Annotated in this window: 27 protein-coding genes and 1 pseudogene; 19 read left to right on the forward strand and 9 right to left on the reverse strand. The window is 64.1% G+C overall.

What is annotated here, in order from left to right; translation table 11 throughout:
- Positions 1-47: 47 nt before the first annotated feature.
- The 6 genes from AC27KI_RS03020 to AC27KI_RS03045 form a co-directional block, all read right to left on the reverse strand.
- Positions 48-1,277 (reverse strand): FkbM family methyltransferase, encoded by a 1,230-nt coding sequence (locus tag AC27KI_RS03020; protein ID WP_487089048.1) that lies wholly within the window; start codon positions 1,275-1,277, stop codon positions 48-50.
- A gap of 52 nt (positions 1,278-1,329) precedes the next feature.
- Positions 1,330-1,995: a NeuD/PglB/VioB family sugar acetyltransferase gene (locus AC27KI_RS03025; protein WP_487089047.1), complete on the reverse strand. Its 666-nt coding sequence runs from the start codon at positions 1,993-1,995 to the stop codon at positions 1,330-1,332.
- Between the two features lie 9 nt (positions 1,996-2,004).
- Positions 2,005-2,772, reverse strand: coding sequence for an SDR family NAD(P)-dependent oxidoreductase (locus AC27KI_RS03030; RefSeq protein ID WP_284427254.1), 768 nt, complete (start codon positions 2,770-2,772; stop codon positions 2,005-2,007).
- A 4-nt stretch (positions 2,773-2,776) separates the two neighbouring features.
- Positions 2,777-3,814: a ketoacyl-ACP synthase III gene (locus AC27KI_RS03035; protein WP_487089046.1), complete on the reverse strand. Its 1,038-nt coding sequence runs from the start codon at positions 3,812-3,814 to the stop codon at positions 2,777-2,779.
- A gap of 6 nt (positions 3,815-3,820) precedes the next feature.
- A complete protein-coding gene (locus tag AC27KI_RS03040) occupies positions 3,821-4,051 on the reverse strand; it encodes an acyl carrier protein (RefSeq protein WP_284431703.1) in 231 nt (76 codons plus the stop codon).
- 82 nt (positions 4,052-4,133) lie between these two features.
- A complete protein-coding gene (locus tag AC27KI_RS03045; RefSeq protein ID WP_284431704.1) occupies positions 4,134-5,363 on the reverse strand; it encodes a flagellin in 1,230 nt (409 codons plus the stop codon).
- Positions 5,364-5,748: 385 nt separating this feature from the next.
- On the opposite strand from AC27KI_RS03045, the gene AC27KI_RS03050 reads away from it, so the two are divergent.
- The 4 genes from AC27KI_RS03050 to AC27KI_RS03065 all read left to right on the forward strand — a co-directional run bounded on the left by AC27KI_RS03050 (position 5,749) and on the right by AC27KI_RS03065 (position 9,440).
- Positions 5,749-6,972 carry a flagellin gene (locus AC27KI_RS03050; RefSeq protein WP_284431705.1) on the forward strand — a complete coding sequence of 408 codons (1,224 nt, stop codon included), beginning with the start codon at positions 5,749-5,751 and terminating at the stop codon, positions 6,970-6,972.
- A 156-nt stretch (positions 6,973-7,128) separates the two neighbouring features.
- The gene (gene fliD, locus AC27KI_RS03055; protein WP_284407482.1) at positions 7,129-8,553 is read left to right on the forward strand and encodes a flagellar filament capping protein FliD; all 1,425 of its coding nucleotides are present in this window, start codon (positions 7,129-7,131) and stop codon (positions 8,551-8,553) included.
- 159 nt (positions 8,554-8,712) lie between these two features.
- Positions 8,713-9,138 carry a flagellar export chaperone FliS gene (gene fliS, locus AC27KI_RS03060; RefSeq protein WP_284431706.1) on the forward strand — a complete coding sequence of 142 codons (426 nt, stop codon included), beginning with the start codon at positions 8,713-8,715 and terminating at the stop codon, positions 9,136-9,138.
- Between the two features lie 2 nt (positions 9,139-9,140).
- Positions 9,141-9,440, forward strand: a complete 300-nt coding sequence (locus AC27KI_RS03065; RefSeq protein WP_092745692.1) for a flagellar protein FliT — start codon at positions 9,141-9,143, stop codon at positions 9,438-9,440.
- Positions 9,441-9,758: 318 nt separating this feature from the next.
- On the opposite strand, the gene fliE is transcribed toward AC27KI_RS03065, so the two are convergent.
- Positions 9,759-10,067 carry a flagellar hook-basal body complex protein FliE gene (fliE, locus tag AC27KI_RS03070; protein WP_272565395.1) on the reverse strand — a complete coding sequence of 103 codons (309 nt, stop codon included), beginning with the start codon at positions 10,065-10,067 and terminating at the stop codon, positions 9,759-9,761.
- Positions 10,068-10,238: 171 nt separating this feature from the next.
- Here fliE and fliF point away from each other — a divergent pair, with 171 nt between their 5' ends.
- The 13 genes from fliF to fliR all read left to right on the forward strand — a co-directional run bounded on the left by fliF (position 10,239) and on the right by fliR (position 21,470).
- The gene (gene fliF, locus AC27KI_RS03075) at positions 10,239-11,921 is read left to right on the forward strand and encodes a flagellar basal-body MS-ring/collar protein FliF (protein ID WP_284402654.1); all 1,683 of its coding nucleotides are present in this window, start codon (positions 10,239-10,241) and stop codon (positions 11,919-11,921) included.
- 51 nt (positions 11,922-11,972) lie between these two features.
- On the forward strand, positions 11,973-12,968 hold the full coding sequence (gene fliG, locus AC27KI_RS03080) for a flagellar motor switch protein FliG (RefSeq protein ID WP_272565391.1): 996 nt from the start codon (positions 11,973-11,975) through the stop codon (positions 12,966-12,968).
- Positions 12,952-13,680 (forward strand): FliH/SctL family protein, encoded by a 729-nt coding sequence (locus AC27KI_RS03085; RefSeq protein ID WP_284414736.1) that lies wholly within the window; start codon positions 12,952-12,954, stop codon positions 13,678-13,680. The genes fliG and AC27KI_RS03085 overlap by 17 nt, the downstream gene beginning before the upstream one ends.
- Positions 13,681-13,765: 85 nt before the next feature.
- Positions 13,766-15,124: a flagellar protein export ATPase FliI gene (gene fliI / locus AC27KI_RS03090; RefSeq protein WP_487089151.1), complete on the forward strand. Its 1,359-nt coding sequence runs from the start codon at positions 13,766-13,768 to the stop codon at positions 15,122-15,124.
- Positions 15,125-15,145: 21 nt separating this feature from the next.
- Positions 15,146-15,619, forward strand: coding sequence for a flagellar export protein FliJ (fliJ, locus tag AC27KI_RS03095; protein ID WP_284414737.1), 474 nt, complete (start codon positions 15,146-15,148; stop codon positions 15,617-15,619).
- A gap of 2 nt (positions 15,620-15,621) precedes the next feature.
- Positions 15,622-17,016 (forward strand): flagellar hook-length control protein FliK, encoded by a 1,395-nt coding sequence (locus AC27KI_RS03100; protein WP_487089148.1) that lies wholly within the window; start codon positions 15,622-15,624, stop codon positions 17,014-17,016.
- Between the two features lie 249 nt (positions 17,017-17,265).
- Positions 17,266-17,847, forward strand: a complete 582-nt coding sequence (locus tag AC27KI_RS03105) for a flagellar basal body-associated FliL family protein (protein WP_272565383.1) — start codon at positions 17,266-17,268, stop codon at positions 17,845-17,847.
- Positions 17,848-17,865: 18 nt separating this feature from the next.
- On the forward strand, positions 17,866-18,870 hold the full coding sequence (gene fliM / locus AC27KI_RS03110) for a flagellar motor switch protein FliM (protein WP_272565382.1): 1,005 nt from the start codon (positions 17,866-17,868) through the stop codon (positions 18,868-18,870).
- Positions 18,860-19,297 carry a flagellar motor switch protein FliN gene (fliN, locus tag AC27KI_RS03115; protein ID WP_284407477.1) on the forward strand — a complete coding sequence of 146 codons (438 nt, stop codon included), beginning with the start codon at positions 18,860-18,862 and terminating at the stop codon, positions 19,295-19,297. The genes fliM and fliN overlap by 11 nt, the downstream gene beginning before the upstream one ends.
- A 13-nt stretch (positions 19,298-19,310) precedes the next feature.
- On the forward strand, positions 19,311-19,670 hold the full coding sequence (locus AC27KI_RS03120; protein WP_284431717.1) for a FliO/MopB family protein: 360 nt from the start codon (positions 19,311-19,313) through the stop codon (positions 19,668-19,670).
- Positions 19,663-20,424, forward strand: coding sequence for a flagellar type III secretion system pore protein FliP (gene fliP / locus AC27KI_RS03125; RefSeq protein ID WP_284431708.1), 762 nt, complete (start codon positions 19,663-19,665; stop codon positions 20,422-20,424). The genes AC27KI_RS03120 and fliP overlap by 8 nt, the downstream gene beginning before the upstream one ends.
- A gap of 9 nt (positions 20,425-20,433) precedes the next feature.
- Positions 20,434-20,703, forward strand: a complete 270-nt coding sequence (gene fliQ, locus AC27KI_RS03130; protein WP_272565375.1) for a flagellar biosynthesis protein FliQ — start codon at positions 20,434-20,436, stop codon at positions 20,701-20,703.
- A complete protein-coding gene (gene fliR / locus AC27KI_RS03135; protein ID WP_272565373.1) occupies positions 20,700-21,470 on the forward strand; it encodes a flagellar biosynthetic protein FliR in 771 nt (256 codons plus the stop codon). Before fliQ ends, fliR begins: the two co-directional genes overlap by 4 nt.
- Before the next feature lie 12 nt (positions 21,471-21,482).
- Here the strand turns inward: fliR and AC27KI_RS03140 are convergent, their stop codons facing one another.
- Together AC27KI_RS03140 and AC27KI_RS03145 are read right to left on the reverse strand one after the other, a co-directional pair.
- Complete coding sequence (locus tag AC27KI_RS03140; protein WP_284431709.1) at positions 21,483-22,112, reverse strand: response regulator; 630 nt, start codon at positions 22,110-22,112, stop codon at positions 21,483-21,485.
- Positions 22,109-23,228 (reverse strand): annotated as a pseudogene (locus tag AC27KI_RS03145) (hybrid sensor histidine kinase/response regulator). The gene AC27KI_RS03140 and the pseudogene AC27KI_RS03145 overlap by 4 nt, the downstream one beginning before the upstream one ends.
- A 166-nt stretch (positions 23,229-23,394) precedes the next feature.
- Here AC27KI_RS03145 and AC27KI_RS03150 point away from each other — a divergent pair.
- Positions 23,395-23,841, forward strand: coding sequence for a hypothetical protein (locus AC27KI_RS03150; protein WP_272565370.1), 447 nt, complete (start codon positions 23,395-23,397; stop codon positions 23,839-23,841).
- Positions 23,842-23,892: 51 nt separating this feature from the next.
- Positions 23,893-24,255, forward strand: a complete 363-nt coding sequence (locus tag AC27KI_RS03155) for a response regulator (protein ID WP_092745705.1) — start codon at positions 23,893-23,895, stop codon at positions 24,253-24,255.
- Positions 24,256-24,261: the final 6 nt, after the last annotated feature.

Below are 24,261 nucleotides of genomic sequence, written 5' to 3' on the forward strand. Positions count from 1 at the left end.
CTGCGGTGTCCTCTGGATAGTGGAGTGAATGCCTCTGCAGAGGCGCTTCAGCGATGAAAATACAGGCAGGTATCCCAGCGATCTTCGGTGTGGTGCTGCAGCCCGATCGAGTAGCCGGGGGCCACGGCATCCACCAGCGCCGGGATGTCCAGCAGGTCGGTCGCGCGGTGATAGGCGGAGATCGCCATCTTGGGCAGGCCGGCGCGGATGGCCGCCTGGGCGCCCCGCAGCGCCGGAATCTCGAAGCCTTCGATGTCCATCTTGATGAAGGTCGGAGGCGCATCGATGAGATCGTCGATGCGCCGGATGCGCACGGTCTCCAAGGGCGCGCTCGGATCGACGGCGATGCTGCCCCCATGCCCCCCCAGATGGTGGAACGGGGCTTCCGCGTCGTTCTCCCCGACGGCGAAGGGATGCAGCGAAATCCGGGATTCGAGCGCGGTGCCTGCGTAGCCCTGCTGCAGCTTGCGCAGCACCTCGATGTTCAGCCGGTCGGGCTCGATCATCCAGGAGTGTTCGATGCGATCGCCCGTGAGGCCCAGCAGCCCGGTCGTGGATTCGCCGATGGAGGCGCCGCAATCGACGAACCTCTCGTGGTCCGAGAACGTCAGCAGGCCCGAGCGGAAGTACAGGGTCGAGTAGGGCCTGGCCACAGTGAGATACCACTCGGGATTGCAGCTCAGGTGGAACAGAAGCACGCTGCGCAACGTGTTCACGGAGTGCGCATCCGCAAGCCGCCGCTCCAGCGCCAGGAATTCATCGAATCTGCTGCTGATGGCGGGGGCCCAGTCGGCCGTGCGGTAGTCCACCCGGTCATTCATGCCGAAGAGCCGGGTGACCTGCTCATGGTTCAAATGGGCGATGCCGTGGCGGGTACAAAGCCGGTCGAAGAACCGCCGTGAATAGTCCGTTCGGCAGCAGTTGATGGCGATGATGTCCGGGTCCTCGCGCAGCATCGCAAGGAAACGGTCGGTGGAAATGATGTCCACGCCGTAGTAGTCCTCGCCGCTGGCGTATTTGAAATCGTCGACCACGGCCAGTGCCCAGCCTTGGTCACGGGTCGCACGGATGAAGACTTCCGCGAAGGTCTTCGTTCCCAGCAGGATGAAGCGTGTCCGGTCCCCGCGCCGGGCGAAGATCTCGCGCGCCTGCTCAGGTATGCAGAAGTGCGGATCGCGGCGGTAGAGGTCCAGCATGGCGAGCAGCGCTTCATCCAGCTGGAAGCGATCCAGGTTGATGCGGCTGACCAAGGCGTCGGGCAGGAAGGAAGGGGGCATGGAGGCCATGGTGGGTTGCTCGCGGTCGGGCATGCGGAGACTGGGGAGACGTTCAGCTCCAGGAAAAGCGCCGGGCCGGATTGCCCATGATGGTGATGTTGGGCGGGATGCGGCCATACACCACGCTGCCGGCACCGACCTTGACGTGGTCGCCAATGACGGTGCCGCTGGTGATGACGCAATTGGGATGGATCGACACGAAGTTGCCGATCTTCGCGCCACCACCGATGGAGCAATGGCTGTTGATCTGGCACCAATCCCCGATGCGAACGTCGTGCCCGATGACCGTGTATTCCTGCACGCAGACGAAATCGCCCAGCTGGACATCCACCGAAATGCCCACACGGGGACCGATGATGCAGCCGCGGCCCAGCCGGGCATGCCGTGTCACATGGGCCTGCGGATGCACGACCGTGGCGAAGTCGACGTCGTGGACCGACCGCAGCACTTCGGTGTATTTGTGCCGCGCCATCGGATCGCCCAGTGCCGCCATGAAGACGTCGCCATGTTCCGGAACATAGGTCAGGGGATCACCCACGATCCCGATCGAGCGCTGCATGCCGTTCAGGGCCGACGTGCGCGAATCCAGAAAGCCCTTGGGTCGGAACAGCGGGTTGTCGTCTTCGATGTACGTCAATACTTCGCGGCCGAAGCCGCCGGCGCCCACGATGAGCAGGTTCCGATGCGGGGAGGACGTATCCGTGCAGGGTGCAGCCATGGTGGTGGATCAACTGATGGTGAGGCCGCCGTCCATCACCAGCGTCGTGCCGGTGATCCATCGGCTGGCCTGGGACAGCAGGAACACGGCGGCATTGGCCACGTCTTCCGGTTGGCCGAAACCGAGCGGGTAGTTGCCCCGCTCTTTTTCCATCGAACCCACGAGCGTGGCGGTGGCATCGAGCAATGGCGTTTCAACCAGGGCGGGCGAGAGGCAATTGGCCCGGATGCCCCGCTTGACGACTTCCATCGCGAGGCAGCGCATCATCGCAATCAGTGCGGCCTTGGTGCCCGAATAGGCGGCCACTCCCGGCACGCCGATGTGTGCGGCGATCGATGCGATGAACACCATCGATCCTCCCGGCGCGATCAGATTGCGCTTGAGAAGTGCCTGCGTCAGCAGCATCGGGGCGTCCACGTTGATGCTCTGGACTTCGCGCAGATGCTGTTCGGTGATCATCCGCACGGGAGACAGGCGGGAGATGCCTGCGCTGTGAACGATGCCGTTCAACGGCACGGAAGCGATCTGCTCCACCAACTCGGAGCGATCGGCAGACTGGGTCAGATCCGCTCGCACCACGAGGTGGCCGGCTGCCGGTGCCGCGGATTGCAGTGCCTGCAGCGTGCGAGCGAGCCGCTGCTCGTCGCGGCCCACACCGATGACCTGGGCTCCCATGCGTGCGCAGGCGAGGGCGGTGGCGTGGCCCAGGCCCGAAGTGGCCCCCGTGACGAGGATGCGCTGTCCCTGCAGGTGAAAAGGCGTGGGCGTTGCGTCCATCGGGTCAGGACTCCAGCATGGCCGGGAAGCGAGCCCCTGCAATGTCCAGGATGCATGTGCCCCAGGACAGGCCGATGCCGAAGCCGCTCAGCAGCAGCTTGTGCGTGCCGCTGGCCAGCGTTTCGTTCAGGCGCGCGGTCATGGTGACCGGCAGTGTCGCCCCACTGGTGTTGCCATAGTCGGCCAGCGTCGATGGGACTTTCTCAGGGGGGAGTGCCAGCTTCTTGCGGATGGTTTCGTTGATCATCCGGTTGGCCTGATGGAAGACGAAGTAGTCCACATCGTCCTTGGACACCCCTGCATATTGCAGCATGCGCTCCACGGCCGGAGGGATTTTCTGGGTGGAGAAGCTGAGCACGGCCGGTCCATCGAGGAGGAGGCGGTCTGGCCATTGCAGCTCCCCATCCTCGTCGCGCGTGGGGATGCTGTGATGAAAGGCATAGGGCTCTCGATGCCCACCCACCGGCTTGATGATGGCCTTGTAGCCACTGCCGTCGCTGTTGAGGTCGAAATACATGGGCGCGGCCGAAGGATCGAATTCCAGTGCGGTCGCCGTGCCGGCGTCGGAGAACAGCGGGTCCTTTTCGCTTGCGGAGCGGTCTCCCACCAGCAGCAGGCCCTTTTTCACCGTGCCGGACGCGATCATGCTGCCCAGCAGGTGCAACCCGAACGGGTAGCCAGAGCAGCCGAGATTCACGTCGAAAGCGATCGTGGACTGCGACAGCCCGAGCTTGTCCTGCAAGATGATGGCGGTGGAAGGAATGGGATAGTCGGGCGACTGCGTCACGACGATCAGCGCGTCCATTTCTTCGCGGGCCCACTGCAGTTCCTCCAGCAGCTTTTCGGTGGCGTCCTGCGCCAGGTCGGAAAAGCATTGCCACGACGCGCACAGGCGGCGCTGCTGGATGCCGATGTTGCGAACCAGCCTTTCCCGCTCCGAGCGGATTTTTGGAGGGCAATCCTCAAGGTTGGAAACCACGCGCTTGGGCACGCAGCTCGCCATGCCCGCAAAGCGCACGTTGTGCAGGGTGGACAGGCCCATGGTGTTTTACCCCAGCAGCTTGTAGAGGTCCGTGACCGTGGTGCAGTTCTTCAGGTCGTCGCCCACGATGGTTTTACCGTATTCCACGTCGAACATCACGATGACGCCCAGGGCGGCGAGGGAGTCCCACTCCGGCAGAGCACGCAGTTCGGTATCCGGGGTGACTTCCACTGGATCCTGGAAGTCAACAGCGGTCAGAAAGCTTTCGATGAATTGCTCGATGGAAGGCGAAGGCATGCGTACTCCAGAATAAAAATATCGCTGAGACCGAAGATTTCGGCCTCCACCGGCAGTGTATTAGCCCCGGATGCCTTCTTCTTCAGCCCTGCAGGAGTTTCAGCACCTGCTGGGGCAACTGGTTCGCCTGGGCCACCATCGCGGTTCCTGCCTGCTGCAGGATCTGCGTACGCGACAGGTTCGCCGTTTCCTTGGCAAAGTCGGCATCCACGATACGGCCACGGGCTGCCGCCATGTTCTCGCCCTGGATGTCGATATTGGCAATGGCGTTTTCGAAGCGGCTTTGCAGGGCCCCGAGGTCGGCGCGCGCCGAATTGACCTGATCGATCGCGCTGTCGATCTTCTTGAGGGCCACCCAGGCCTGGCTCTGCGTTCCGACATCGACGCTGTCGATGCCTTTCTGACCGGTGCCGGTGGCATTCGTCAGCGTGGGCGGGGTAAAGCCCGTGTTGGCCACGGTGAACCCGGTGGTGCCGCCGAACGTGATGGTCTCCGGCACGGGGGGAACGGCATTCGTCAGCTTCGAAGAGGCGAACTCGAGTCCGTAGCTGCCGTCATCGTTCTTGGTCAGGAAGGCGGTCACGCCCGTATCGGCCGTCTTGTTGTTGATCGCCGAGATCACCTGGCCGAGACGTTCCACGCCGGAGCCAGCGGCCTTGATGCTTCCCAGGTCGATGGCGGAACCCGAACCGACCTGGATCGTCAGTCCGCCCGCAGGAATCGCGCTGCCGAAGGCGGAGATCGACGTGTCCGACGCATCCACGGCGATCGCGGTGCTCGTGCTCGAGTACATGATGCTGGACAGGCCCGAAGCGCGGGTGTCTGCCAGGGCGCCGAGCGTGACGTTGTCGCCGGAGTTGGCGCCCACCTGGAACAGGGCGCCCGCGAAGCTGCCGTCCAAGATCTTCTGGCCGTTGAAGCTGGTCTGCTTGGAAACGCGGTCGATTTCGTCGGTGAGTTGCTTGACTTCGGATTGCAGCGCGGCCCGGTCGGCCTTGCTGTTCGTGGCGTTGCTGGCCTGAACGGCCAACTCGCGCATCCGCTGCAGCATGTCGCCGACCTTGCCCAGGGCGCCTTCTGCCGTCTGGGCCAGCGAGATGCCGTCGTTGGCGTTGCGGGAGGCCACGGCCAGGCCCTTGACCTGGGTGTTCATGCGCTCGGCGATGGCCAGGCCGGCCGCATCGTCCTTGGCACTGTTGACGCGCAGGCCGGAAGACAGCCTCTGCATGGTGGTCGTCAGCGAAGCTGCCGACATTCCCAGATTGCGCTGGGCGTTGAGTGAGGCGATGTTGGTGTTGATCGTCGAGGCCATTACGGAACTCCTTCGCAAAAGGGACAAGGCACAGCTGCCGTGGCCAAGGACACCACCATCAGCGGGCAACCCTAGCGTTGGGAGAATTCTCCTCAGGTGGGGTTTTCCTGGCGTGGGGAAAAAAGGGCGGAAAACCATCCATATCCACCCTTGTGGGAGCTGGCTGACTCGGGCGGTGCCGGGGAAAGCCGATTTTTTTGCATGGAGACGCTCAAGTTCTCCAGGGGCTGCCCGATAACCTAACCAACAGGTTCAAGCGAATTTGTTGACCGGCAAGCGATGGATGGGTTCACGTGACTGCCGCCCCGGTCTTGGCAGCTGGCCATGGGGGTCAGCGTTGTGATCGGCGGTCTAGCCGGAATTTAAGTTACCAAGGAGCATTTCAATGGCCTCTACCATCAACACCAATATTGCTTCGCTCAACGCACAGCGCAATCTGGGCATGTCTGCGAACTCTCTCACCACCTCGATGCAGCGCCTGTCTTCCGGCCTGCGCGTCAACAGCGCCAAGGACGATGCCGCCGGCCTGTCGATCGCCGAGCGCATGAACACCCAGATCAAGGGTCTGACCGTGGCAGCCCGCAACGCCAACGACGGCATCTCGCTGGCCCAGACGGCAGAAGGCGCCCTGGGCAAGGTCGGCGACATGCTGCAACGGATGCGTGAACTGTCGGTGCAGGCCAGCAATGCCACCAACAGCACCAAGGACCGCGCTGCACTGCAGTCCGAAGTCAAGCAGCTCACCGACGAAATCGACCGTGTGGCCAAGCAAACCAGCTTCAACGGCCAGAAGATCCTGGACGGCAGCTTTGCGGGCGCCCTGTTCCAGGTCGGTGCCAACTCCGGTGAAAACATCACCGTCGGCGCTCTGACCAATTCCTCGGCTTCCGGCCTGTCGAACATCGAATACTCCACGGGCAGCGTGACCGCCCTGAATGCTTCCGACACGACGGTCACGGGCTTCGGCACCAAGATCGCCGCCGGTGGCCTGACCATCCAGGTGGGCTCGGCATCCGCCATCGATCTGGGCGAAATCAAGGCCGCTGGCTCTGGTGTGGAACGCCTGGGCCAAGTGGTGTCCGCCATCAACAACAAGTCCGCCGACACCGGTGTGACCGCCTTCCTGACCAAGAAGGACGACGGCACGTACGACCTGGAATTTGCTTCGTCCAAGCTGACCAGCGCAACGCCTCCTGTGCCGGAAACCATCACCTTCGGCGGCACGACCGGCTTCTCCGTGGCGAACACGGGCTTCGCCGCCCCGACGCTGGCGGCCGCCACCGGTACCGACAAGAAGGGTATCGACACCGTGACCGTCGCGACGCAAAAGGACGCATGGGTTTCCCTGAAGAAGATCGACAGCGCGATCGACCAGGTGAACTCCGCACGTGCCGACCTCGGCGCTCTGCAAAGCCGCTTCGAAAACTCGGTGGGCAACATCGACATCCAGGCCGAAAATCTGTCGGCATCGCGTGGCCGGATCGTGGACGCCGACTTCGCCAAGGAAACGGCGAACCTGTCGCGCACGCAGATCCTGCAACAAGCGGGCACTGCGATGGTGGCCCAGGCCAACCAGCTGCCCCAGGGCGTGCTGTCCCTGCTGCGTTAATCGGTGGCTTATAAAGGGGATCGGAACGGTCCGAACCCTTTTAAGCGGCGACAGGGCCACTCCTGTCGCCGCTTTTCCTGCTTTTAGATCGAAGCGATTCTCGCCACAATCGTGTATTGATTGTTGATGGCGGCCCCGGCTGCCTGGGAGACCAAAATGGGTATTACCTCGATAGGCATTGGCAGCGGGCTCGACGTCGAAACCATCGTCACCAAGACGGTGGCGCTGGAAAAGCAGCCCCTCGTTCAGCTGCAGGCCAAAGCGGACACCATCCAGACCAAGATTTCCACGTTCTCCCAGGTGAAGTCGTTGCTCTCGACCTTGTCGGATGCCGCGGCCAAGCTGACCCGGGACAGCGCGTGGAACGGCATGGCGGTCAGTTCTTCCAACAGTGCGGCCGTCACGGCCACCGTGTCGGGGATTGCCAGCGCATCGTCGTTCGGCGTGAGTGTGCAGCAACTGGCCCGCGCGCAATCGAATGCGTCCACCGCCGTGGCCAAGGACTCCGTGATTGGCGCAGGCACCATGACCATCCAGCTGGGGACCTGGGACTCCACCGCGAATCCACCGACCTTCGGCGTGGGATCCACGAAGCCGATCAATGTCTCGGTCAGCGCGACCGACACGATCACGAACATCGCCGCCAAGATCAACGAAGGCGATGCCGGCGTCACGGCCACCGTGTTGCGCGATGCCTCCGGCGAGCGGCTCCTGCTGCGCTCCAAGACCACCGGGGAAGCGTCAGGGTTTCGCGTGCAGGTGGCGGAGGACCCGGCGGCGCCGGGCCTCTCCAAGCTCGCCTTTGATCCGCAGAACTCCCCAGGCGTGGGCCTGGCGGCCAATACCATCCAGTACGCACAGAACACGCAGGCCAAGATCAACGGCATCAGCGTGACGTCCAAGGACAACACGTTCACCGAAGCCATTCCCGGGCTGACCCTGACGGTGTCGCAAGTGACCACGACCGACGTGGAAATGGGAGTGAAGGCCGATACCGCGACGATGAAGAAGAACATCCAGGATTTCGTGGATGCGTACAACGCCGTCAATGACCTGCTGGGTTCCTCGACCAAGTACGACAGCGAGAGCAAGACCAAAGGCGTGCTGCAGGGCGACAGCACGGCGGTTGGGCTGCAGAACTCGCTGCGGGCGGCCATCGGTGCCGCTGCGGGCGGCACCGCTGCCCTGCAGACGCTGTCCGACATCGGCCTGGAAGTCCAGCGTGGCGGCAAGCTGACGGTGGACAACACCAAGCTGGACAACGCGCTGAAAACGCCCGACACGCTCAAGCAGCTGTTCGCTTCCGACCCAGCCTCGGGCGGTACGGGCACCGGCGCCGCGGTTCGCATGAAGTCGTTCACCTCCGGACTGCTGTCGCTCGACGGCCTCATGAATAACAAGGCCGATGCCCTGGACCTGGAAGTCAAGCGCAACACCTCCGACCAGGACAAGGTGAACAATCGCGCGGCCGTATTGGAAAAGCGCATGCGGGCACAGTACACGGCGCTGGATACCCAGATGGGCAATCTTTCGGCCCTCAACAGCTACATCACGCAGCAGGTCGCCCAGTGGAACAAGTAAGTCCGGCGTCCGGGCCACCCGCCCCCGCGCGGGCTGGCCTGAACCCTGGATAAATCACCGCTGCGCCACTCTGTCAGAACGCCAAAACACCTCGTAAATGTCCTTGAGTTCCTTCTTGATCTGCCGATATTGAATGTAAGTAGCATGAAGGAGTTCTCGATGTACACGCCAGTCAGTTCCCGCGCCGCCTCGGTCTATCGGCAGGTCGGTGTGCAATCCAGTGTGGATGGCGCCTCGCCCCATCAATTGATCCAGATGTTGTTCGATGGCCTGGTGCAATCGCTCAACGCCGCCCGTGGCTCCATGCAGCGCGGCGACGTGGAAGAAAAGGGCCGCCACCTGGGCAAGGCCGTGCGCATCATCGAAGAAGGCCTCAAGGGCGGCCTCAACCCTGTGCAGGGTGGTGAGCTGGCTGCGAATCTCCGTGCGCTGTATGACTACTGCGTGGGCCGGCTCACCATGGCCAACCTGCGCAACGACGTCACCCTGGTGGAAGAAGTGGTCAACCTGATCGTGCCGGTGGCGCAGGGTTGGGGCGAGATCGGTGCCGGCGGCCGTCCTTCGGCCTCCGGTGGGAGAAACTAAGAATGTCTGAAATGCTCATCGATTACTACAAAGCCATCGAAGACAGCAGTGCCAAGATGTTGGAGGCTGCCAAGCTCAAGGATTGGGACGGCGTGGTTCGCTATGAAGGCGCCTGCGCGGTGCTCATCGAGCAACTGCGATTCAAGGCCCAGGAGCACGATCTGTTGCCGGAGCACCGCCGGGAAAAGACGCGCATCATGCAGCGCATCCTGAGCAACGATGCCCAGATCCGCTGCCTGGCGGAACCCTGGCTGTCGCAGTTCGAGCATTTGCTGGAGCGCCAGCCGCAGATGATGCATTGAGGAGGGGTGGGGCCCGCCCTTCGCCGGGCTGTCTGCCCGGCCAGTGCCTCCCGGCGCCACCGCGCAGCGCAGCGCAACGAACGGCAAGCCGGCATGCCTGGCGCGCAGTGCGCCTTCAGCCGTGTTGTTTTCAGGATCGCCGCCGCCGAGAGGGTTTGATGTGGGCGGTTCAGGGAATCGAAAACCCATGCGGCGCCGCTGTATCAGCCGCAGCGGTGCAAGGTATTACCAGTCAAATGGCCTTCCAGTGCAATAAGCACTAGGGCATTAAGCTATAAAAATAATAGCAAATGATGGGTTGGATGTTGCGGGCTGGCGTCAAACCTGCATGTTCATGATGTCGGTGTAGGCCTGAACCATGCGGTTGCGCACGTGCAGCGTGGCCTGAAAGCCGATCTGGGCCTTCTGGATCGCCACCATGGTTTCTTCCAGGCTGACGGCCGGATTTTCCATCTGCACTTCCTTTTGCAGGTCGGCCGCCCGGTTCTGGGAGGCGCTGACCGACTGCAGTGCGCCCTTGAGCGCCGAGGAAAACCCCACTTCCTGCGAGTCCTGCGGTGCCGCGGCACGGCGCGCAAGGCCGGCGCCTGCAAGTGGCGTGGTGGGGCTTGATATGCGGAGGTCCATGGCTGTGTCCGAAGGAATGGCGGGATGGTGCAATCCTAGGGGGCCGGCGCCGCGCCATCCTGGGGAATAGATGGTGAAACGACGGCCTTATCTCGGCTACGTCGGCAAGGGGCTCGTCCAATAATCGCCCCACGCCAACCCTCTGCCGGGTCGGACCTTTTGGAAAGCACCATGTCCGCAGTTGCTGAAGTCCCTGTCATCAGTCCCGCCAACCCCTCGTGGATGCAGCGGTTTTCCGCGCTCGAACGGGGCCAGCGGATGCGCCTGGGCGCAGGCATGGTCTTGCTGATCGCTGCCGTGGTCGCCGCGGTGGTCTTCAGCCGCCAGCCGGACTACCGGGTGCTGTTCGCCAACCTGAGCGACAAGGATGGCGGTGCCATCGTGGCCCAGCTGTCCACGATGAACGTGCCCTACAAATATGCCGAGGGCGGCGGCGCCATCCTGATTCCGGCCGAGCGCGTGCACGACGTGCGCCTGCGCCTGGCCACCCAGGGCTTGCCCAAGGGCTCGGTGACGGGCTTTGAGCTGATGGAGACGAACCGGTTCGGCGTCACCCAGTTCCAGGAGCGGCTGAACTTCCAGCGCGGCCTGGAGGGCGAGCTGACCCGCTCGATCCAGGCGCTGTCTTCGGTGCAAAGCGCACGCGTGCATCTGGCACTGCCCAACCAGAACGGGTTCTTCCGCGAGCAGCAAAAGCCTTCCGCGTCGGTGCTGCTGAGCCTGTTCCCCGGCCGTTTCCTGGACCGCACGCAGCTGGCTGGGATCGTTCATCTGGTGGCCTCCAGCGTGCCGGAGCTGTCGCCCTCCGCCGTGAGCGTGCTGGACGATACCGGCAAGCTGCTGTCGCAGTCCCCCGACACGGCCGCCGGTTCGGGCGTGGACGCACAGCAACTGAGCTACGTGCAGCAGATCGAGCAGCAGTACACGCGCCGCATCCTGGACATCCTGGAGCCGGTGGTGGGCAAGAACAACGTCAAGGCGCAGGTGACGGCCGAGGTCGATTTCAGCCAGACCGAATCCACCTCCGAGCAGCACCGCCCCAACCAGACGCCCGACGCCAGCGCCGTGCGCAGCCAGCAGGTCGTGGAAAGCGCCGGCACCCAGGGCGCCCAGCCGCCCAGCGGCGTGCCCGGCGCCACCAGCAACCAGCCGCCCCAGCCTTCGACCGCGCCCATCAACGGCGCCAACCCCGCACCGACGGCCGCCGGTCAACAGGGCGCGCAGGGCACGGGCAGCAAGCGCGAATCCATCACCAACTACGAAGTGGACAAGACCGTCCGCGTGACGCGCGGCGGCAGCGGCGCCCTCAAGCGCGTGAGCGCGGCGGTGGTGGTGAATTACCAGGCCGTGGCGGAAGCCGCGGGCAAGGCGCCCACCAACAAGGCCTTGTCGCCCGAGCAACTGGAGCAGATGACGGCGCTGGTGCGCGAAACCATCGGCTTCAACAAGGAGCGTGGCGACTCGGTGAACCTCATGAACACGCCGTTCCTGGTCGATTCCACGCCCGTGGTGGACCTGCCGCTGTGGAAGCAGCCCGAGATGATCGAGCTGGCCAAGAGCCTGGGCTGGCCCGTGGGCATGTCCCTGTTCGCGGCCATGGTACTGCTCGGCTTGGTGCGCCCTGCCATCAAGGGCATGGGCAAGCCCCGGGCGATTCCGGTGGCCCAGGGCGGCCAGCTCGACGCCATCGAGGCGGAAGAGCCGCAGCGCCCGGCGCTGGCCGCGCCGTCCAAGCCCGAGGAGGTCGCCCAGACGCCCGAGCAGCTGCGCCTGGAAGAGGCCCGTGTGCTGGCCAAGGAGAACCCGATGGCCGTGGCGAATATCCTCAAGACGTGGGTCAACGGCGAGTCGTGACGCGGCGCCGTGCGATGATTTCCCACCGACGCATGAAACCACGAGCTTTCCATGGATGATCAAGGCCTGAACGATGCTGCGATTTTGCTGATGTCCCTCGGCGAAGAGGAAGCCGCCGAGGTCTTCAAGCATCTGTCGCCGAAGGAAGTGCAGAAACTGGGCGAGACCATCGCCCGCATGCGCTCGGTTTCGCGCGAGAAGGTCGATTCGGTCATCAACCGCTTCTCCGGCGACGCCGCGGCGCAGAGCCTGCTGGTGTCCGACACCAGCAACTACGTGCGCTCGGTGCTCAAGCGCGCGCTGGGCGACGACAAGGCCGCGTTGCTGATCGACCGGATTCTCCAGGGCGGCGACGTTTCCGGTATCGAAAGCCTGAAGTGGATGGACCCGCTGTCGGTGGCCGAACTGCTGCGCAACGAGCACCCGCAGATCGTCGCTGCCATTCTGGTGCACCTGGATTCCGAGCAGGCCGCAGCCGTGCTGATGCAGCTTACCGACCGCCAGCGCAGCGAGGTGCTGCTGCGCGTGGCCACGCTGGAGGGCATCCAGCCCACTGCGCTCAAGGACCTCAACGAGGTGCTGTTCAAGGTGCTGGCGGGGGGCGACAAGATCCGCAAGAGCTCGCTGGGCGGCGTCAAGGCGGCGGCCGAGATCATCAACCTGCTGGGCTCCAACATGGACAGCGTGGTGCTGGAGTCGATCCGGGGCTACGACCCCGACCTGGCCCAGAAGATCATGGACAAGATGTTCGTCTTCGACGACGTGGCCAAGCTCGACGACCGTGCGATCCAGACCGTGCTCAAGGAAGTGGCGTCCGAAACGCTCATCGTGGCGCTCAAGGGCGCCGTGCCCGAGCTGCGCGAGAAATTCCTGGCCAACATGTCGTCGCGCGCCGCCGAGGCCATGCGCGAAGACCTGGAGTCGCGTGGCCCGATGCGGCTGTCCGAAGTCGAGGCCCAGCAAAAGGAAATCCTCAAGACCGTTCGCCGCCTGTCGGATGAAGGCCAGATCGTGATCGGAGGCGGCGGTGATGACGCATTCGTATAACCCGCGCAGCTACACGCGGTTCATCCCCAGCGAAGAGGTCGGGGAGGTGACCCAGTGGCAGTTCGGCGCCGTGGACGGATCGGACCTGCTGCCCCCGGCGCCAGAGCCCGAACCGGAACCCCTTCCGGTCGTCTTTGACGAGGCCACGCACCTGAGCGCCCTGGAAGCAGCGCGGCAGGAGGGCTTCGAGCAGGGCCAAGCCCATGGCGAGGAAAAGGCCGGGCTGGAATGGCAGCAGCGCATGGACGACTACATCGCCGGCCAGGGACAGGAGGTCGCGCAGCGGATGGACCAGGTGGTGCAGGCGGCCCAGGCCAGCCTCGTCCACATGCAGCAGCATGTCGCGCAGGAAGTGCTGCAGCTGGCCTGCGACATTGCTCGCCAGGTGATCCGCCAGGAACTGTCGAGCCAGCCGCAGGCCTTGCTGCCCGTGGTGCGCGAAGCCCTGGGCATGCTGATCGCCGAAGGCCGCCCGGCCACGGTGCGCATGAATCCCGCCGACTGGGAGGTGCTTGAAAAACCGCTGGGCGAAGCCTATGCGGGGGCCAAGGTTCAGTGGCTGCCCGATGCGGCCGTGGCCGCAGGCGATTGCTTCGTGGAGTCGGCCGGGACGGTGATCGATGGCTCGCTGGGCCGGCGCTGGGAGCGTGCGATCGCCGCGCTGGGCCTGGCGTCCGCCTGGGATGCCGAAGGGGAGAAAGCCCATGGCTGACACCCTCCCTGAAACTTCGCTGTTGCCGGATGCACCCGCTGGGGCCGATGTCCAGAGCCCGGCGGACACGGCCTGGGGCCGTTTCATGGCGGATGCGCGGGCCCGCGTCGCGCAGGGCGCGCCCCTGGAAACCCGCGGCACGCTCACCCGATTGACGGGGCTGGTGCTGGAGGCCGTTGGCATCCGCGCGCCCGTGGGGTCGCAGTGCATGGTGCAGATGCCTGGCCACGAGCCGGTGCTGGCGGAGGTCGTCGGGTTCTCGGCCGACCGCGCTTTCCTGATGCCGGCGGGGGACATCCACGGGCTGTCCAGCGGGGCCAGCGTGGTGCCTGCGGCGGCATATGTGCCCCAGCCGAGGCTCGGCGAGGACGCCCGGCCATCGCCGGCCGCCGGCGTGCTGCGGCTGCCGATGGGTGACGGGCTGCTGGGGCGCGTGATCGATTCCCAGGGCATTCCGCTGGACCATGGCGGTGCCGTGGTCAACGTGAATTCCGAGCCCATGGACCGGCGCCAGATCAACGCCATGGACCGCGATCCCGTGCGCGAGACCCTGGACACAGGCGTGCGTGCCATCAACGCCCTGCTCACCGTGGGGCGCGGCCAGCGCCTGGGGCTGTTCGCCGGCTCGGGCGTGGGCAAGAGCGTGCTCCTGGGGATGATGGCGCGCTACACGCAGGCCGATGTGATCGTCGTCGGCCTGATTGGCGAACGTGGCCGCGAGGTCAAGGAATTCGTGGAAGACATCCTCGGAGAGGAAGACCGGGGTCGCGCCGTCGTGGTGGCGGCGCCAGCCGATGCGCCGCCGCTGCTGCGCATGCAGGGCGCCGCGTACGCCACGGCGATTGCGGAGCACTTTCGCGACAAGGGCAAGCACGTGCTGCTGCTGATGGATTCGCTCACCCGCTATGCCATGGCGCAGCGCGAGATCGCGCTGGCCATCGGCGAGCCGCCCGCCACCAAGGGTTACCCGCCCAGCTGCTTTGCCAAGCTGCCGGCGCTGGTGGAGCGCAGCGGCAACGGATTGCACGGGGTGGGCTCCATCACGGCCTTCTACACAGTGCTGTCCGAAGGCGATGACCAGCAGGACCCGATCGCCGATGCGGCGCGCGCCATCTTGGACGGGCACATCGTGCTGTCCCGCGCGCTGGCGGAAACGGGGCACTTTCCGGCCATCGACATCGAGCAGTCGGCCTCGCGCGTGATGCACAACGTGGTGTCGCGGGAGCATTTCGAACTGGCCCGGCGGTTCCGCGCGGTGTATTCGCGCTACCAGAAGAGCCGTGACCTGATCCAGGTGGGCGCCTACATGAGCGGCTCCGACCCGGCGCTGGACGAAGCCATCCGGCTGCAGCCCGCCATGGCGGACTTTTTGCAGCAGAACATGTTCGAAGCGGCGCCCATGGGCGAAAGCCTGGGCTTCATGGGCGCGGTGCTCAACCATTGATGGGCCAGGGGTGAACCGACCATGTCTTCGCTGAATGCTTTTCTGGTGGCCGTCGAAATGGCCGAGCGCAAGCGCGACGAGGCGCGGCAGGTGCTGCAGGACGCGCAGCGCGCGCGCCAGGCATCGCAGGCCCAACTGCAGCAACTGGAAGGCTACGCGCTGGAAACCCAGGGACGCTGGGGCGCGCAGGCCGACACCACCGTCAAGCCCGAAGTCATGTACCACCACTACCAGTTCATGGACCGGCTCGCCCATGCGGTCGGCCTGCAGACCGGGGTGGTGGGCGACCAGGCCGGGCGCGTGGAACATGCCACCCGTGCCGTGCTGGCGGCCGAGTTGCGGCTGTCGGCATTGAGGAAAGTGGTCGAGAAACGGCGCCGCGAGATGGACAAGCTTCAGGCGCGTCGCGATCAGAAGCAAACCGATGAGCGCGCTGCGCTGCAATTCGGCAAGGAAAACGCAACCCAGGGCCAGCAGGGGCCGAAGGAGTGGTGAACATGGAACCGACACGCATCAACAGCTCGCACACGACCCACGAGACGCGCGGCGCGCGTGCCGCCGGCAAGGCCAGCTCAGCGCAGGATGCTACGCAGCAGGCCGCGGGGCAGGGTGGCTTCTCCCTGCTGCTGGCCGCTATGGATACCACTGCATTCGGGGATGGCACCGCAGGGGCCCTGCCGGCCGATCCAAGCGCGGCCCAGGCCAGCTGGCTGCAGGCCGGCGAAGCCGGTGCACTGCCGTTGGACCCTGCCGCACTGGCGGCGCTGCAGGGGGGGCAATTTCCTACCCAGCTGCCCCAAGGCCAGGGGCAGATCCTGGCACAGGCTGGTGCGCAGCAGGGCATGCTGGGCCAACCGCTGGGCCGGGTGTTGGGCGACAACGCTGGAACGGGCGCCTGGGCCAATGGATTCAACGGCCTGATGGACTCGGGCAGCCTGGTCGGACAGACGGCCTGGATGGACCGTGCAACGGATCTGTCCGATACGGCTGCACCGGTGGTCCCTGGCAGCACGCCTCATAAGGGCCTGCAGGCGCGCCTTTCGGCGGCTGCGGGTTCCTCCGCTGCCGGTTTGGGCGTGGACCCATCCGCGGCAGGAACGGGTGCTGCCGGCCTGCGCAATGCGCTGGGCAAGGAAGACAGGAAGCCGGCTTCGGCAGAGATGCCTGGCGCATTGACCGCAGCGGTCGCTGCCTTGGCGCCGGACCGACGCGATGGAGCGGGCGCCGCCGGGGGGCCAGCATTGGCGCGGGCACCGCAGGATGCCCTGGGTGCGGCTGTGCCGGTCGCTGGCGCGCTGGCCGAAGCGGTGGCGTTGCGCTCTTCGGAGCGTGGCATGGAGTCCGGGGCCTCCGATGGGCAATCGTCACGGGGTGGCGCTTCCGGAGCGGAGTCCGGAATGGGCTTTTCCCTGAGCGACGCGCCGGTGGCCAACGATGGCTCAGGTGTGCTGGCCGACCCATCCCAGGTGGGGGTGGAGGACCAGATCGCCGAACAGGTCGCCTACTGGGTGCACCAGAAAACACAGAACGCCGAACTCACCATCGATCGTGAAGGCCAGCCCGTGGAGGTCATGGTGTCGCTGTCGGGCAATGAAGCGCATGTCACGTTCCGCAGTGACCAAGCCAACACCCGCGAATGGCTGGACTCCAGCGCGGCGCAACTGCGGGATCTGTTGCGCAGCGAGGGGCTGGAGTTGTCCGGTGTCACCGTGGGGCAGTCGGGTAGCGACGGTGCAGGGGCTTCGGGCAGCGACGGCCGCCGCCCCGCTTCGGACCGCGACGGACCGGCACGGCACGCCCAGGTGCAGGCCGCCGCCGGCGTGGGCTCGGGAGCGGGCTTGGCCGTGAAGAGCCCTTCGGGTTCCGCCCGCGCGCTGGACGTCTTTGCCTGAACGCGAGCCGGCCCAGGCGCACCGGGCCGAAGAATGGCCGCAGGCGGCATGTCCGGGTGGGCCGGCATCCCGCATCGGTTCTGGACGAAGCGCCGCCCTAGGAGGCTGAAAGCCATGGTTTTGGGCTTTTATTCTGGCTATTATCGAAAGCCGGGACGCCCAATAATGGGGACATCGAATGAGGTGTGCCGCCTGTGCGGCCCTCGCTGTGCCGCCCTGTCCTGAATTTGTTGCGCAAGGAATCCCAACGTGTCTGCCAATCCTGCCGCCGCAGCGCCACCCAAGGCCAAGAGCAAGAAGATGCTCATCATCGGTGTGGTCGTTGCCCTGCTGGTCATCGCTGGTGCAGGCGCGGCCTGGTTCATCATGAGCAGCCGCAGCCATGCCGAAGACGAGGAGGGCGCAGAGGCCCGCCCCCATGCCCCGGCAGCGCCCAAGGTGGCTCCCACCTTCCTGCCCATCGACAACATGGTCGTGAACCTGGCCGATACTGGTGGAGAGCGATTCGCCCAGATCGGTCTCACCTTGGAACTGGCCGATGCGAAAACGGCAGAGCAGGTCAAGCTCTACCTGCCGAGCATCCGCAGCGCCATCCTGATGCTGGTGTCCCAACGCACCTCCGAGGAGCTGCTGGGCCGCGAAGGCAAGGAAAAACTGGCGACCGATATCCGGCGCGAAGTCTCCAAGCCCTTGGGATACACGGTGCCCAAGCCCCGCAAGCGCCCCGCCAGCCAGGAGGTGGAGGACGAAGAAGAGGCACCGCGTGCCAAGCCTGCCGCCGATACGAATCCTGTGCGGCAAGTCCTTTTCTCCAGTTTCATCATCCAGTGACGGCGACAGGAGACTGCCATGAGTGATTCATTTCTGTCGCAGGAAGAGGTCGATGCCCTTTTGGAGGGTGTCACGGGTGAGAGCCAGAAGTCGGTCGAGGAAGTGGCCGAGACCGGAGCGGTCCGCAATTACGACATCTCCAGCCAGGAGCGCATCGTGCGCGGCCGGATGCCGACGATGGAAATCGTCAACGAGCGGTTCGCGCGCAACTTCCGCATCGGCCTGTTCAATTTCATCCGGCGCAGCCCGGAAATCTCGGTGGGCACGGTGTCGGTGCAGCGTTACAGCGCTTTCCTGCGCGAGCTGGCGGTGCCGACCAACTTCAACATCGTCGCCATTCGTCCGCTGCGCGGCAGCGGGCTGATCGTGTGCGAGCCGTCCCTGGTGTTCGGCATCATCGACACGCTGTATGGCGGCGTGGGCAAGTTCCAGACCCGCATCGAAGGGCGGGATTTTTCCCCGACCGAGCAGCGGGTCATCAACCGCCTGGTCGATGTGATCTGCGCCGAGTACAAAAAGGCATGGCACGGCATCTATCCGCTCGAACTGGAGTACCAGCGGTCGGAAATGCAGCCACAGTTCGCCAACATCGCGACCCCCAGCGAAATCGTGGTCTCCACGGCGTTCCAGCTGGAGATCGGGGACCTGTCCGGCGCAATTCATATCTGCATGCCCTATGCGACGCTGGAGCCTATCCGCGACGTGCTGTATTCGTCCACGCAGGGCGACTCCATCGAAGTGGACCGCCGGTGGGTGCGTGTGCTCACGCGGGAAATCCAGGCCGCGGAGGTGACGCTGGTGGCTGAACTGGCCAAGGCCGATGCCACGGTGGAGCAGTTGCTGGCCATGAAGCCCGGCGATTTCATCGAACTCGACCGCGAACCCCGCATCCGTGCCTCCATCGGAGGCGTGCCCATTTTTGAGTGCCAGTACGGCACGCACAACGCGAAATACGCCATTCGAATCGAGGAATGCCTGCGCAATTCCGATCTGAGCTGGCTGGGAGAAAAGAATGTCAACTGAAGGCGACAACGACAACAAGGACGCCAGCGCGGACGATCCGTTTGCCGGCTGGGCCGAGGCGCTGGAGGAGCAAAAGCGCACGGACGAGCCTGCTGCGGACCAGGGCGGCCCCCTGGCTGGCGACCCGGTGCGGCCGTTCTCGGCCAACTCGGACTCTCCGGTCAACGACATCAACATGGTGCTGGACATTCCGGTGCAGCTGTCGGTGGAGCTGGGCCGGACCAAGGTGCCGATCAAGTACATCCTCCAGCTGGCGCAAGGCTCGGTGGTCGAACTGGACGCGTTGGCCGGCGAGCCCATGGACGTGCTGGTCAATGGCTATCTCATCGCCCAGGGCGAGGTGGTGGTGGTGAACGACAAGTTCGGTATCCGCCTGACCGATGTGGTCACGCCGTCGGAACGCCTGCGAAGGGTCAGCCGTGGATAGCGCGGGCGGCAACATGACGCAGACGCTGGTCATCGTCGTGCTCTTCGTGGCGGCCATTGCCACGCTGCCCTGGTGGATCCGGCGCATGCAGCAACGCCAGGGTGGCGGGCCGGGAGTGGCGGCGAGCGCCGCGTCCAAGGTGGTCTCCACCGTGGGTATCGGGCCGCAGCAGCGCGTGATCACGGTGGAAGTGGGGCCGGAGCACCAGCGGACCTGGCTGGTCCTGGGGGTCACGGCGCAGCAGATCCGGTGCCTGCATGTGATCGACCCTTCCGTGTCTGCCGGAGCGCCCCGGGGCGCGATTCCTGCGCCGTCCTTTGCCGATGAGGTGGCCGCAGCCAGGTTGCGGGGGCAAGAGGCGCCCCATGGCTGATCGCCGGCGCGCCTGGAGCGGGTGGGCGTTGGCGGTTGCCGCCACGGTTTTCGCTCCGGCGGCACTTGCACAAGCGGCACCGGGTTCGTTGCCCGTGCTGGTCGGCTCGGGCAACGCGGGCGCGAGCTTTTCGGTGCCCATTCAGACGCTGCTGTTCTTCACGGCCCTGTCATTTTTGCCGGCAGTGCTGCTCATGATGACGGGCTTCACCCGTATCGTGATCGTGCTGTCACTGCTGCGCCAGGCCATCGGCACCCAATCGGCACCGCCGAACCAGGTGATCGTGGGCCTGTCGCTGTTTCTCACGTTCTTCGTGATGGGACCCACCTTTGATCGCGTGTACCAGGACGCCTACGTGCCCTATACATCGAACACCATCACGTTCGAGCAGGCGCTGGAGAAGGCGGAGGCCCCCATGCGCGGCTTCATGCTCAAGCAGACGCGCCAGTCCGACTTCGCACTGTTCGCCCGCCTGGCCAAGCTCGATGCAGGGGCGACTGCGGAAACCGCGCCCCTTCGCGTACTGGTGCCGGCATTCGTGACCAGCGAGCTCAAATCGGCGTTCCAGATCGGGTTCATGATCTTCATACCGTTCCTGGTCATCGACATGGTGGTTTCCAGCATCCTGATGTCCCTGGGCATGATGATGCTGTCGCCCGTGCTGGTCGCATTGCCGTTCAAGCTCATGCTGTTCGTGCTGGCGGACGGCTGGAATCTGCTGATCGGTTCCCTGGCCGCCAGTTTCGCCACCTGAGGAGCCCGCATGACCTCGCAAATGGTTTTGACGATGGGGCGAGACGCCCTGACCTTGCTGCTGATGATTTCGATGCCGGTGCTGGGCGTGGTCATGGTGGTGGGGCTGCTCGTCAGCATCTTTCAGGCGGTGACGCAGATCAATGAGGCCACGCTCGCCTTCGTGCCCAAGCTGATTGCTGCCATGGTGGTGTTCGCCATCGCCGGCCCCTGGATGATCACTTCGCTCGTGGACTTCATCCGCAGAACCATCGAATCCATTCCGTCGGTCGTGTCGTGATCACGTTTTCAGAGGCCCAACTGGTGGCTTGGCTGTCGCCGATCCTGTGGCCTTTCCTGCGCATCCTGGCCATGTTCATGGTGGCGCCAGTATTCTCCATGCGCGTGATTCCGATGCGGGCCAAGATCGGGCTGGCCTTCCTCATTTCGGTTTGCGCGCAGGCCGCTCTACCGGATCAGCCCATCATCAACATCAACGGGCGCGAGGCATTGGGTGCCGTGGCCCAGCAACTGGCCGTGGGGGCCGCCATTGGCTTTGCGGTGCGCCTCGTATTTACGGCGGTGGAACTGGCGGGCGAGGTGATCGGACTGCAGATGGGTCTCAACTTCGCATCGTTCTTCGATCCCTCCAGCAACACGCAGGTAAGTGCCGTGGCCCGGTTTTTCGGGCACATGGCCATGCTGCTCTTCGTTGTCATCAATGGCCACCTGATGGTGCTGATGGCGGTGGTCAAGAGCTTCGACAGCTTTCCTGTGAATGGCCATTTCATGCAGGCCCTGGGCCAGTTGCGATTGCATGATCTGGGTGCTTCGCTCTTTTCCAGCGCCCTGTGGATCGCCTTGCCCATGATTGCCCTGTTGCTGTTCGTGAACATGGCCATGGGCATCATCTCGCGCGTGGCGCCGCAGATGAACATCTATGCGGTGGGCTTTCCCGTGACGCTGACCGTGGGCCTTCTGGGCATCGCGGCGACCCTGCCCATGCTCGAGCAGCCCGTCATGGCGTTGATGCAGCAATCCATCGATCTTTTCGCTTCACAGCGGTAGGCGGACTGGCCTTCAGACCAGCTGGTTTCGAATGGCGTACACCGTCAGTTCCGCGTTGTTGGTGAGCTTGAGTTTTTCCAACACGCGAGACCGGTAGACACTGACCGTTTTCGGGCTCAGCATCAGTTCTTCCGCGATGTCCGACAGGCGCCTTCCGGACGCTATCTTGACCAGGGTCTGCAATTCCCTCTCCGACAACGCTTCGTGGGGCAACTCGGGACTCGGCTGCGCCAGGCTGTCCGCCAGCATCTGCGCCACTTCCGGGGTGAGGTACTTGCGGCCTTTCATCACGGTGCGCACGGCTTCGATCAACTCCACGGGATCGCCCGCTTTGTTGGCATAGCCCTGTGCGCCCGCTCGCAAGCACCGCAGCGCATACTGGTCCTCGGGATACATCGATACAACCAGTACCTTGACGGCGGAGTCCGTCTCGCGCAGGCTGGCGAGCACCTCCAGGCCACTGCGGCCGGGCATGTTCAGATCAAGCAGCAGCACGTCGCAGGGCGCGGTGCGCAATACCTCCCTCAGTTCGGAGTAGCCGCCGGCCTCGCCGGTCACCTGAATGTCCGGTGCTTCCGAGAGCGTGTCACGGATGCCCCGCCGCAGGACCGCATGGTCATCACACAGTACGACCTGGATCATGGTGCCTCCTCTGAAATATTTTGGGGTGTCAGCGGCACCGACAGGATGACGGCGGTTCCACGGCCGGGATGGCTGCTGATGTCGAGCCATCCTCCCACGGTGCGCGCTCGCTCTTGAAGGCCCTTGAGACCGAATGATTTGGGCTTCTCCCGCATGGCGGGCTCCATGCCTCGGCCGTCGTCGGTGACTTCTAGTGTCAGCACGCCCTCACTGTCCGACAGGTCGACAGAGACATGCCGTGCTTCGGCATATTTGAAGACATTGGTCAGGGCTTCCTGTGCCGCGCGGTAAGCCACCAGCTGAATGGCTGCGTCCACGTGGATTGTGTCCTTGTTGGTAAGAACCCGGGTGGGAATACCAGTGCGCCGCTCGAAACTTTCCGCCAGCCATTGCACTGCAGCCACCAAGCCCTGGTCCAGGATGGGGGGGCGCAGGTTCATCATGATGCGCTGACTTGCCTCAATGGCGTGCTGCAGCATCTCGGTGGCGGCCGCCGCGTGGGCCTGGGTCCCGTCGTCCTTGGCATGCCGGCTGATCCAGCCCACATCGAAGCGAACGGCACTCAGTGCACCACCAATGTCATCGTGGATCTCGCGGGCAATGGCGGCCCGTTCTTTTTTCGATCGAGCTTTGCAGATGCTCGGTGAGTTCTGCCAGCCGCCGTTCGGACGCAGCCAGATCCGCCGTGGCTTTCTCCCTCGCGCGCCGAGCCTCGTGCACTTCGATGGCGCGGTCAATGACATGCGGCAACCTCGCCATGTCGTCTTTGAGAAGGTAGTCCGCAATGCCCAGCCGCATTGCATCCACGGCCGCTGCCTCGCCGATGGCGCCAGACAGCAAAACGAAGGGCGGGTGGGGCTCCCGCTGTGCCACCACACTCCAAGCGTCCAGCGCAGTGAAGCCAGGCAGGCGGTAGTCCGCAAGGATCAGATTGAAAGGCTCTGCATCGAGTTGCGCTATGAACGATGGCAGTGTGTCCACGTGGTGGATTTCATACACCACGTTGGCGCGGCGCAACGTAATGCAAGCCAACTCATGATCCGCTACAGAATCTTCTAAATGCAGGATGCGCAAGGGTTGATCCGTTACTCCTGATGGCATGGGGAACGCTATCATAGGATACATATTGGAACAAACAAGGGTGTTTGTCCCGTGCGGCGGTGATCGAGGAAAGTCGAGAGAATGGTTTGCATGGGACGTCTTTGCCAGTGGATTGCGCCACCAGCGTCTTGCCGAATTGGAATTTGTTTGCCCTGCAGCCGCTTGCAGTTCTGGAGAAACGATGCAATCTACGCTAACTAGCCCTGGCGGCCCAGGGGTTCAAGTGCCAGTCATGGTTGCTGCAGAATTGCAAGACTCCTTGTTGGTCGTCATGCATGATCTGCACCGCCTGGAGGGCTTGCTCAGCCATGCGACCGACAACCTGCTGGCACGCTTCGGCGAAGCCAACGGTGCGTTGACCGACGATGTGGTTGGCGATTCGGCGGAACTCGCCGCGCTGCGGACGGCATTGCGCAGTGCCGTCACTGAGCTGCAATTTCAGGACATGGCCTCCCAGCTGATTTGGCACACCACAAAGGTGCTCCAAGGATGCGCTTTCCGTCTGGCCTCCGAAGCCATGGGCACCGAAGAGGGCGAAGAAGCCGCGCCCTTCGCTGAAATGGCCCCCGACCGTCCCAATCCTGTCACGCAGAGCGAAATGGATGCAGGATCAATCGACCTGTTCTGAGCACGCGCCCGTAATTGGTTACCTTATATATTCAAGTGAGTGGAGCCCTACATGCAATCGATTCTTGCCGTTGATGATTCACCGTCCATGCGAAAGATGGTGTCCTTCACCCTGACCGGGGCGGGGTACCACGTGGTGGAAGCGGTCGACGGGCAAGACGCGCTCGAAAAGGCCGAAACCCACGATATCCATCTGGTGCTGGCCGACCAGAATATGCCGAGGCTCGATGGAATCGGCTTGACCCGCAAGCTGCGTGAGCACCCCCGGTTCAAGACCATACCCATTCTGATCCTCACTACCGAGTCAAGCGATCAGATGAAGCAGGCGGGACGTTCCGCTGGCGCCACAGGCTGGTTGGTCAAACCTTTCGATCCGAACCGTTTGATCGAAGTGATTCAAAAAGTCATTCGCTAACGCCAT

This window comes from Acidovorax sp. KPB24-03, from assembly GCF_057546605.1.

Excerpts from the sequence above, each read along its gene's own strand:
- fliJ (WP_284414737.1), top strand. The coding sequence starts at position 15,146 with ATGTCTTCGCTGAATGCTTTTCTGGTGGCCGTCGAAATGGCCGAGCGC.
- AC27KI_RS03050 (WP_284431705.1), top strand. The coding sequence starts at position 5,749 with ATGGCCTCTACCATCAACACCAATATTGCTTCGCTCAACGCACAGCGC.
- AC27KI_RS03020 (WP_487089048.1), bottom strand. The coding sequence starts at position 1,277 with ATGCCCCCTTCCTTCCTGCCCGACGCCTTGGTCAGCCGCATCAACCTG.
- fliP (WP_284431708.1), top strand. The coding sequence starts at position 19,663 with ATGGCTGATCGCCGGCGCGCCTGGAGCGGGTGGGCGTTGGCGGTTGCC.
- fliS (WP_284431706.1), top strand. The coding sequence starts at position 8,713 with ATGTACACGCCAGTCAGTTCCCGCGCCGCCTCGGTCTATCGGCAGGTC.
- AC27KI_RS03085 (WP_284414736.1), top strand. The coding sequence starts at position 12,952 with ATGACGCATTCGTATAACCCGCGCAGCTACACGCGGTTCATCCCCAGC.
- fliI (WP_487089151.1), top strand. The coding sequence starts at position 13,766 with ATGGCGGATGCGCGGGCCCGCGTCGCGCAGGGCGCGCCCCTGGAAACC.
- fliN (WP_284407477.1), top strand. The coding sequence starts at position 18,860 with ATGTCAACTGAAGGCGACAACGACAACAAGGACGCCAGCGCGGACGAT.
- fliE (WP_272565395.1), bottom strand. The coding sequence starts at position 10,067 with ATGGACCTCCGCATATCAAGCCCCACCACGCCACTTGCAGGCGCCGGC.
- AC27KI_RS03155 (WP_092745705.1), top strand. The coding sequence starts at position 23,893 with ATGCAATCGATTCTTGCCGTTGATGATTCACCGTCCATGCGAAAGATG.
- AC27KI_RS03140 (WP_284431709.1), bottom strand. The coding sequence starts at position 22,112 with ATGATCCAGGTCGTACTGTGTGATGACCATGCGGTCCTGCGGCGGGGC.
- AC27KI_RS03040 (WP_284431703.1), bottom strand. The coding sequence starts at position 4,051 with ATGCCTTCGCCTTCCATCGAGCAATTCATCGAAAGCTTTCTGACCGCT.
- AC27KI_RS03120 (WP_284431717.1), top strand. The coding sequence starts at position 19,311 with ATGACGCAGACGCTGGTCATCGTCGTGCTCTTCGTGGCGGCCATTGCC.
- AC27KI_RS03150 (WP_272565370.1), top strand. The coding sequence starts at position 23,395 with ATGCAATCTACGCTAACTAGCCCTGGCGGCCCAGGGGTTCAAGTGCCA.
- AC27KI_RS03025 (WP_487089047.1), bottom strand. The coding sequence starts at position 1,995 with ATGGCTGCACCCTGCACGGATACGTCCTCCCCGCATCGGAACCTGCTC.
- AC27KI_RS03045 (WP_284431704.1), bottom strand. The coding sequence starts at position 5,363 with ATGGCCTCGACGATCAACACCAACATCGCCTCACTCAACGCCCAGCGC.
- AC27KI_RS03100 (WP_487089148.1), top strand. The coding sequence starts at position 15,622 with ATGGAACCGACACGCATCAACAGCTCGCACACGACCCACGAGACGCGC.
- AC27KI_RS03030 (WP_284427254.1), bottom strand. The coding sequence starts at position 2,772 with ATGGACGCAACGCCCACGCCTTTTCACCTGCAGGGACAGCGCATCCTC.
- AC27KI_RS03065 (WP_092745692.1), top strand. The coding sequence starts at position 9,141 with ATGTCTGAAATGCTCATCGATTACTACAAAGCCATCGAAGACAGCAGT.
- fliQ (WP_272565375.1), top strand. The coding sequence starts at position 20,434 with ATGACCTCGCAAATGGTTTTGACGATGGGGCGAGACGCCCTGACCTTG.
- fliG (WP_272565391.1), top strand. The coding sequence starts at position 11,973 with ATGGATGATCAAGGCCTGAACGATGCTGCGATTTTGCTGATGTCCCTC.
- fliD (WP_284407482.1), top strand. The coding sequence starts at position 7,129 with ATGGGTATTACCTCGATAGGCATTGGCAGCGGGCTCGACGTCGAAACC.
- AC27KI_RS03035 (WP_487089046.1), bottom strand. The coding sequence starts at position 3,814 with ATGGGCCTGTCCACCCTGCACAACGTGCGCTTTGCGGGCATGGCGAGC.
- fliF (WP_284402654.1), top strand. The coding sequence starts at position 10,239 with ATGTCCGCAGTTGCTGAAGTCCCTGTCATCAGTCCCGCCAACCCCTCG.
- fliM (WP_272565382.1), top strand. The coding sequence starts at position 17,866 with ATGAGTGATTCATTTCTGTCGCAGGAAGAGGTCGATGCCCTTTTGGAG.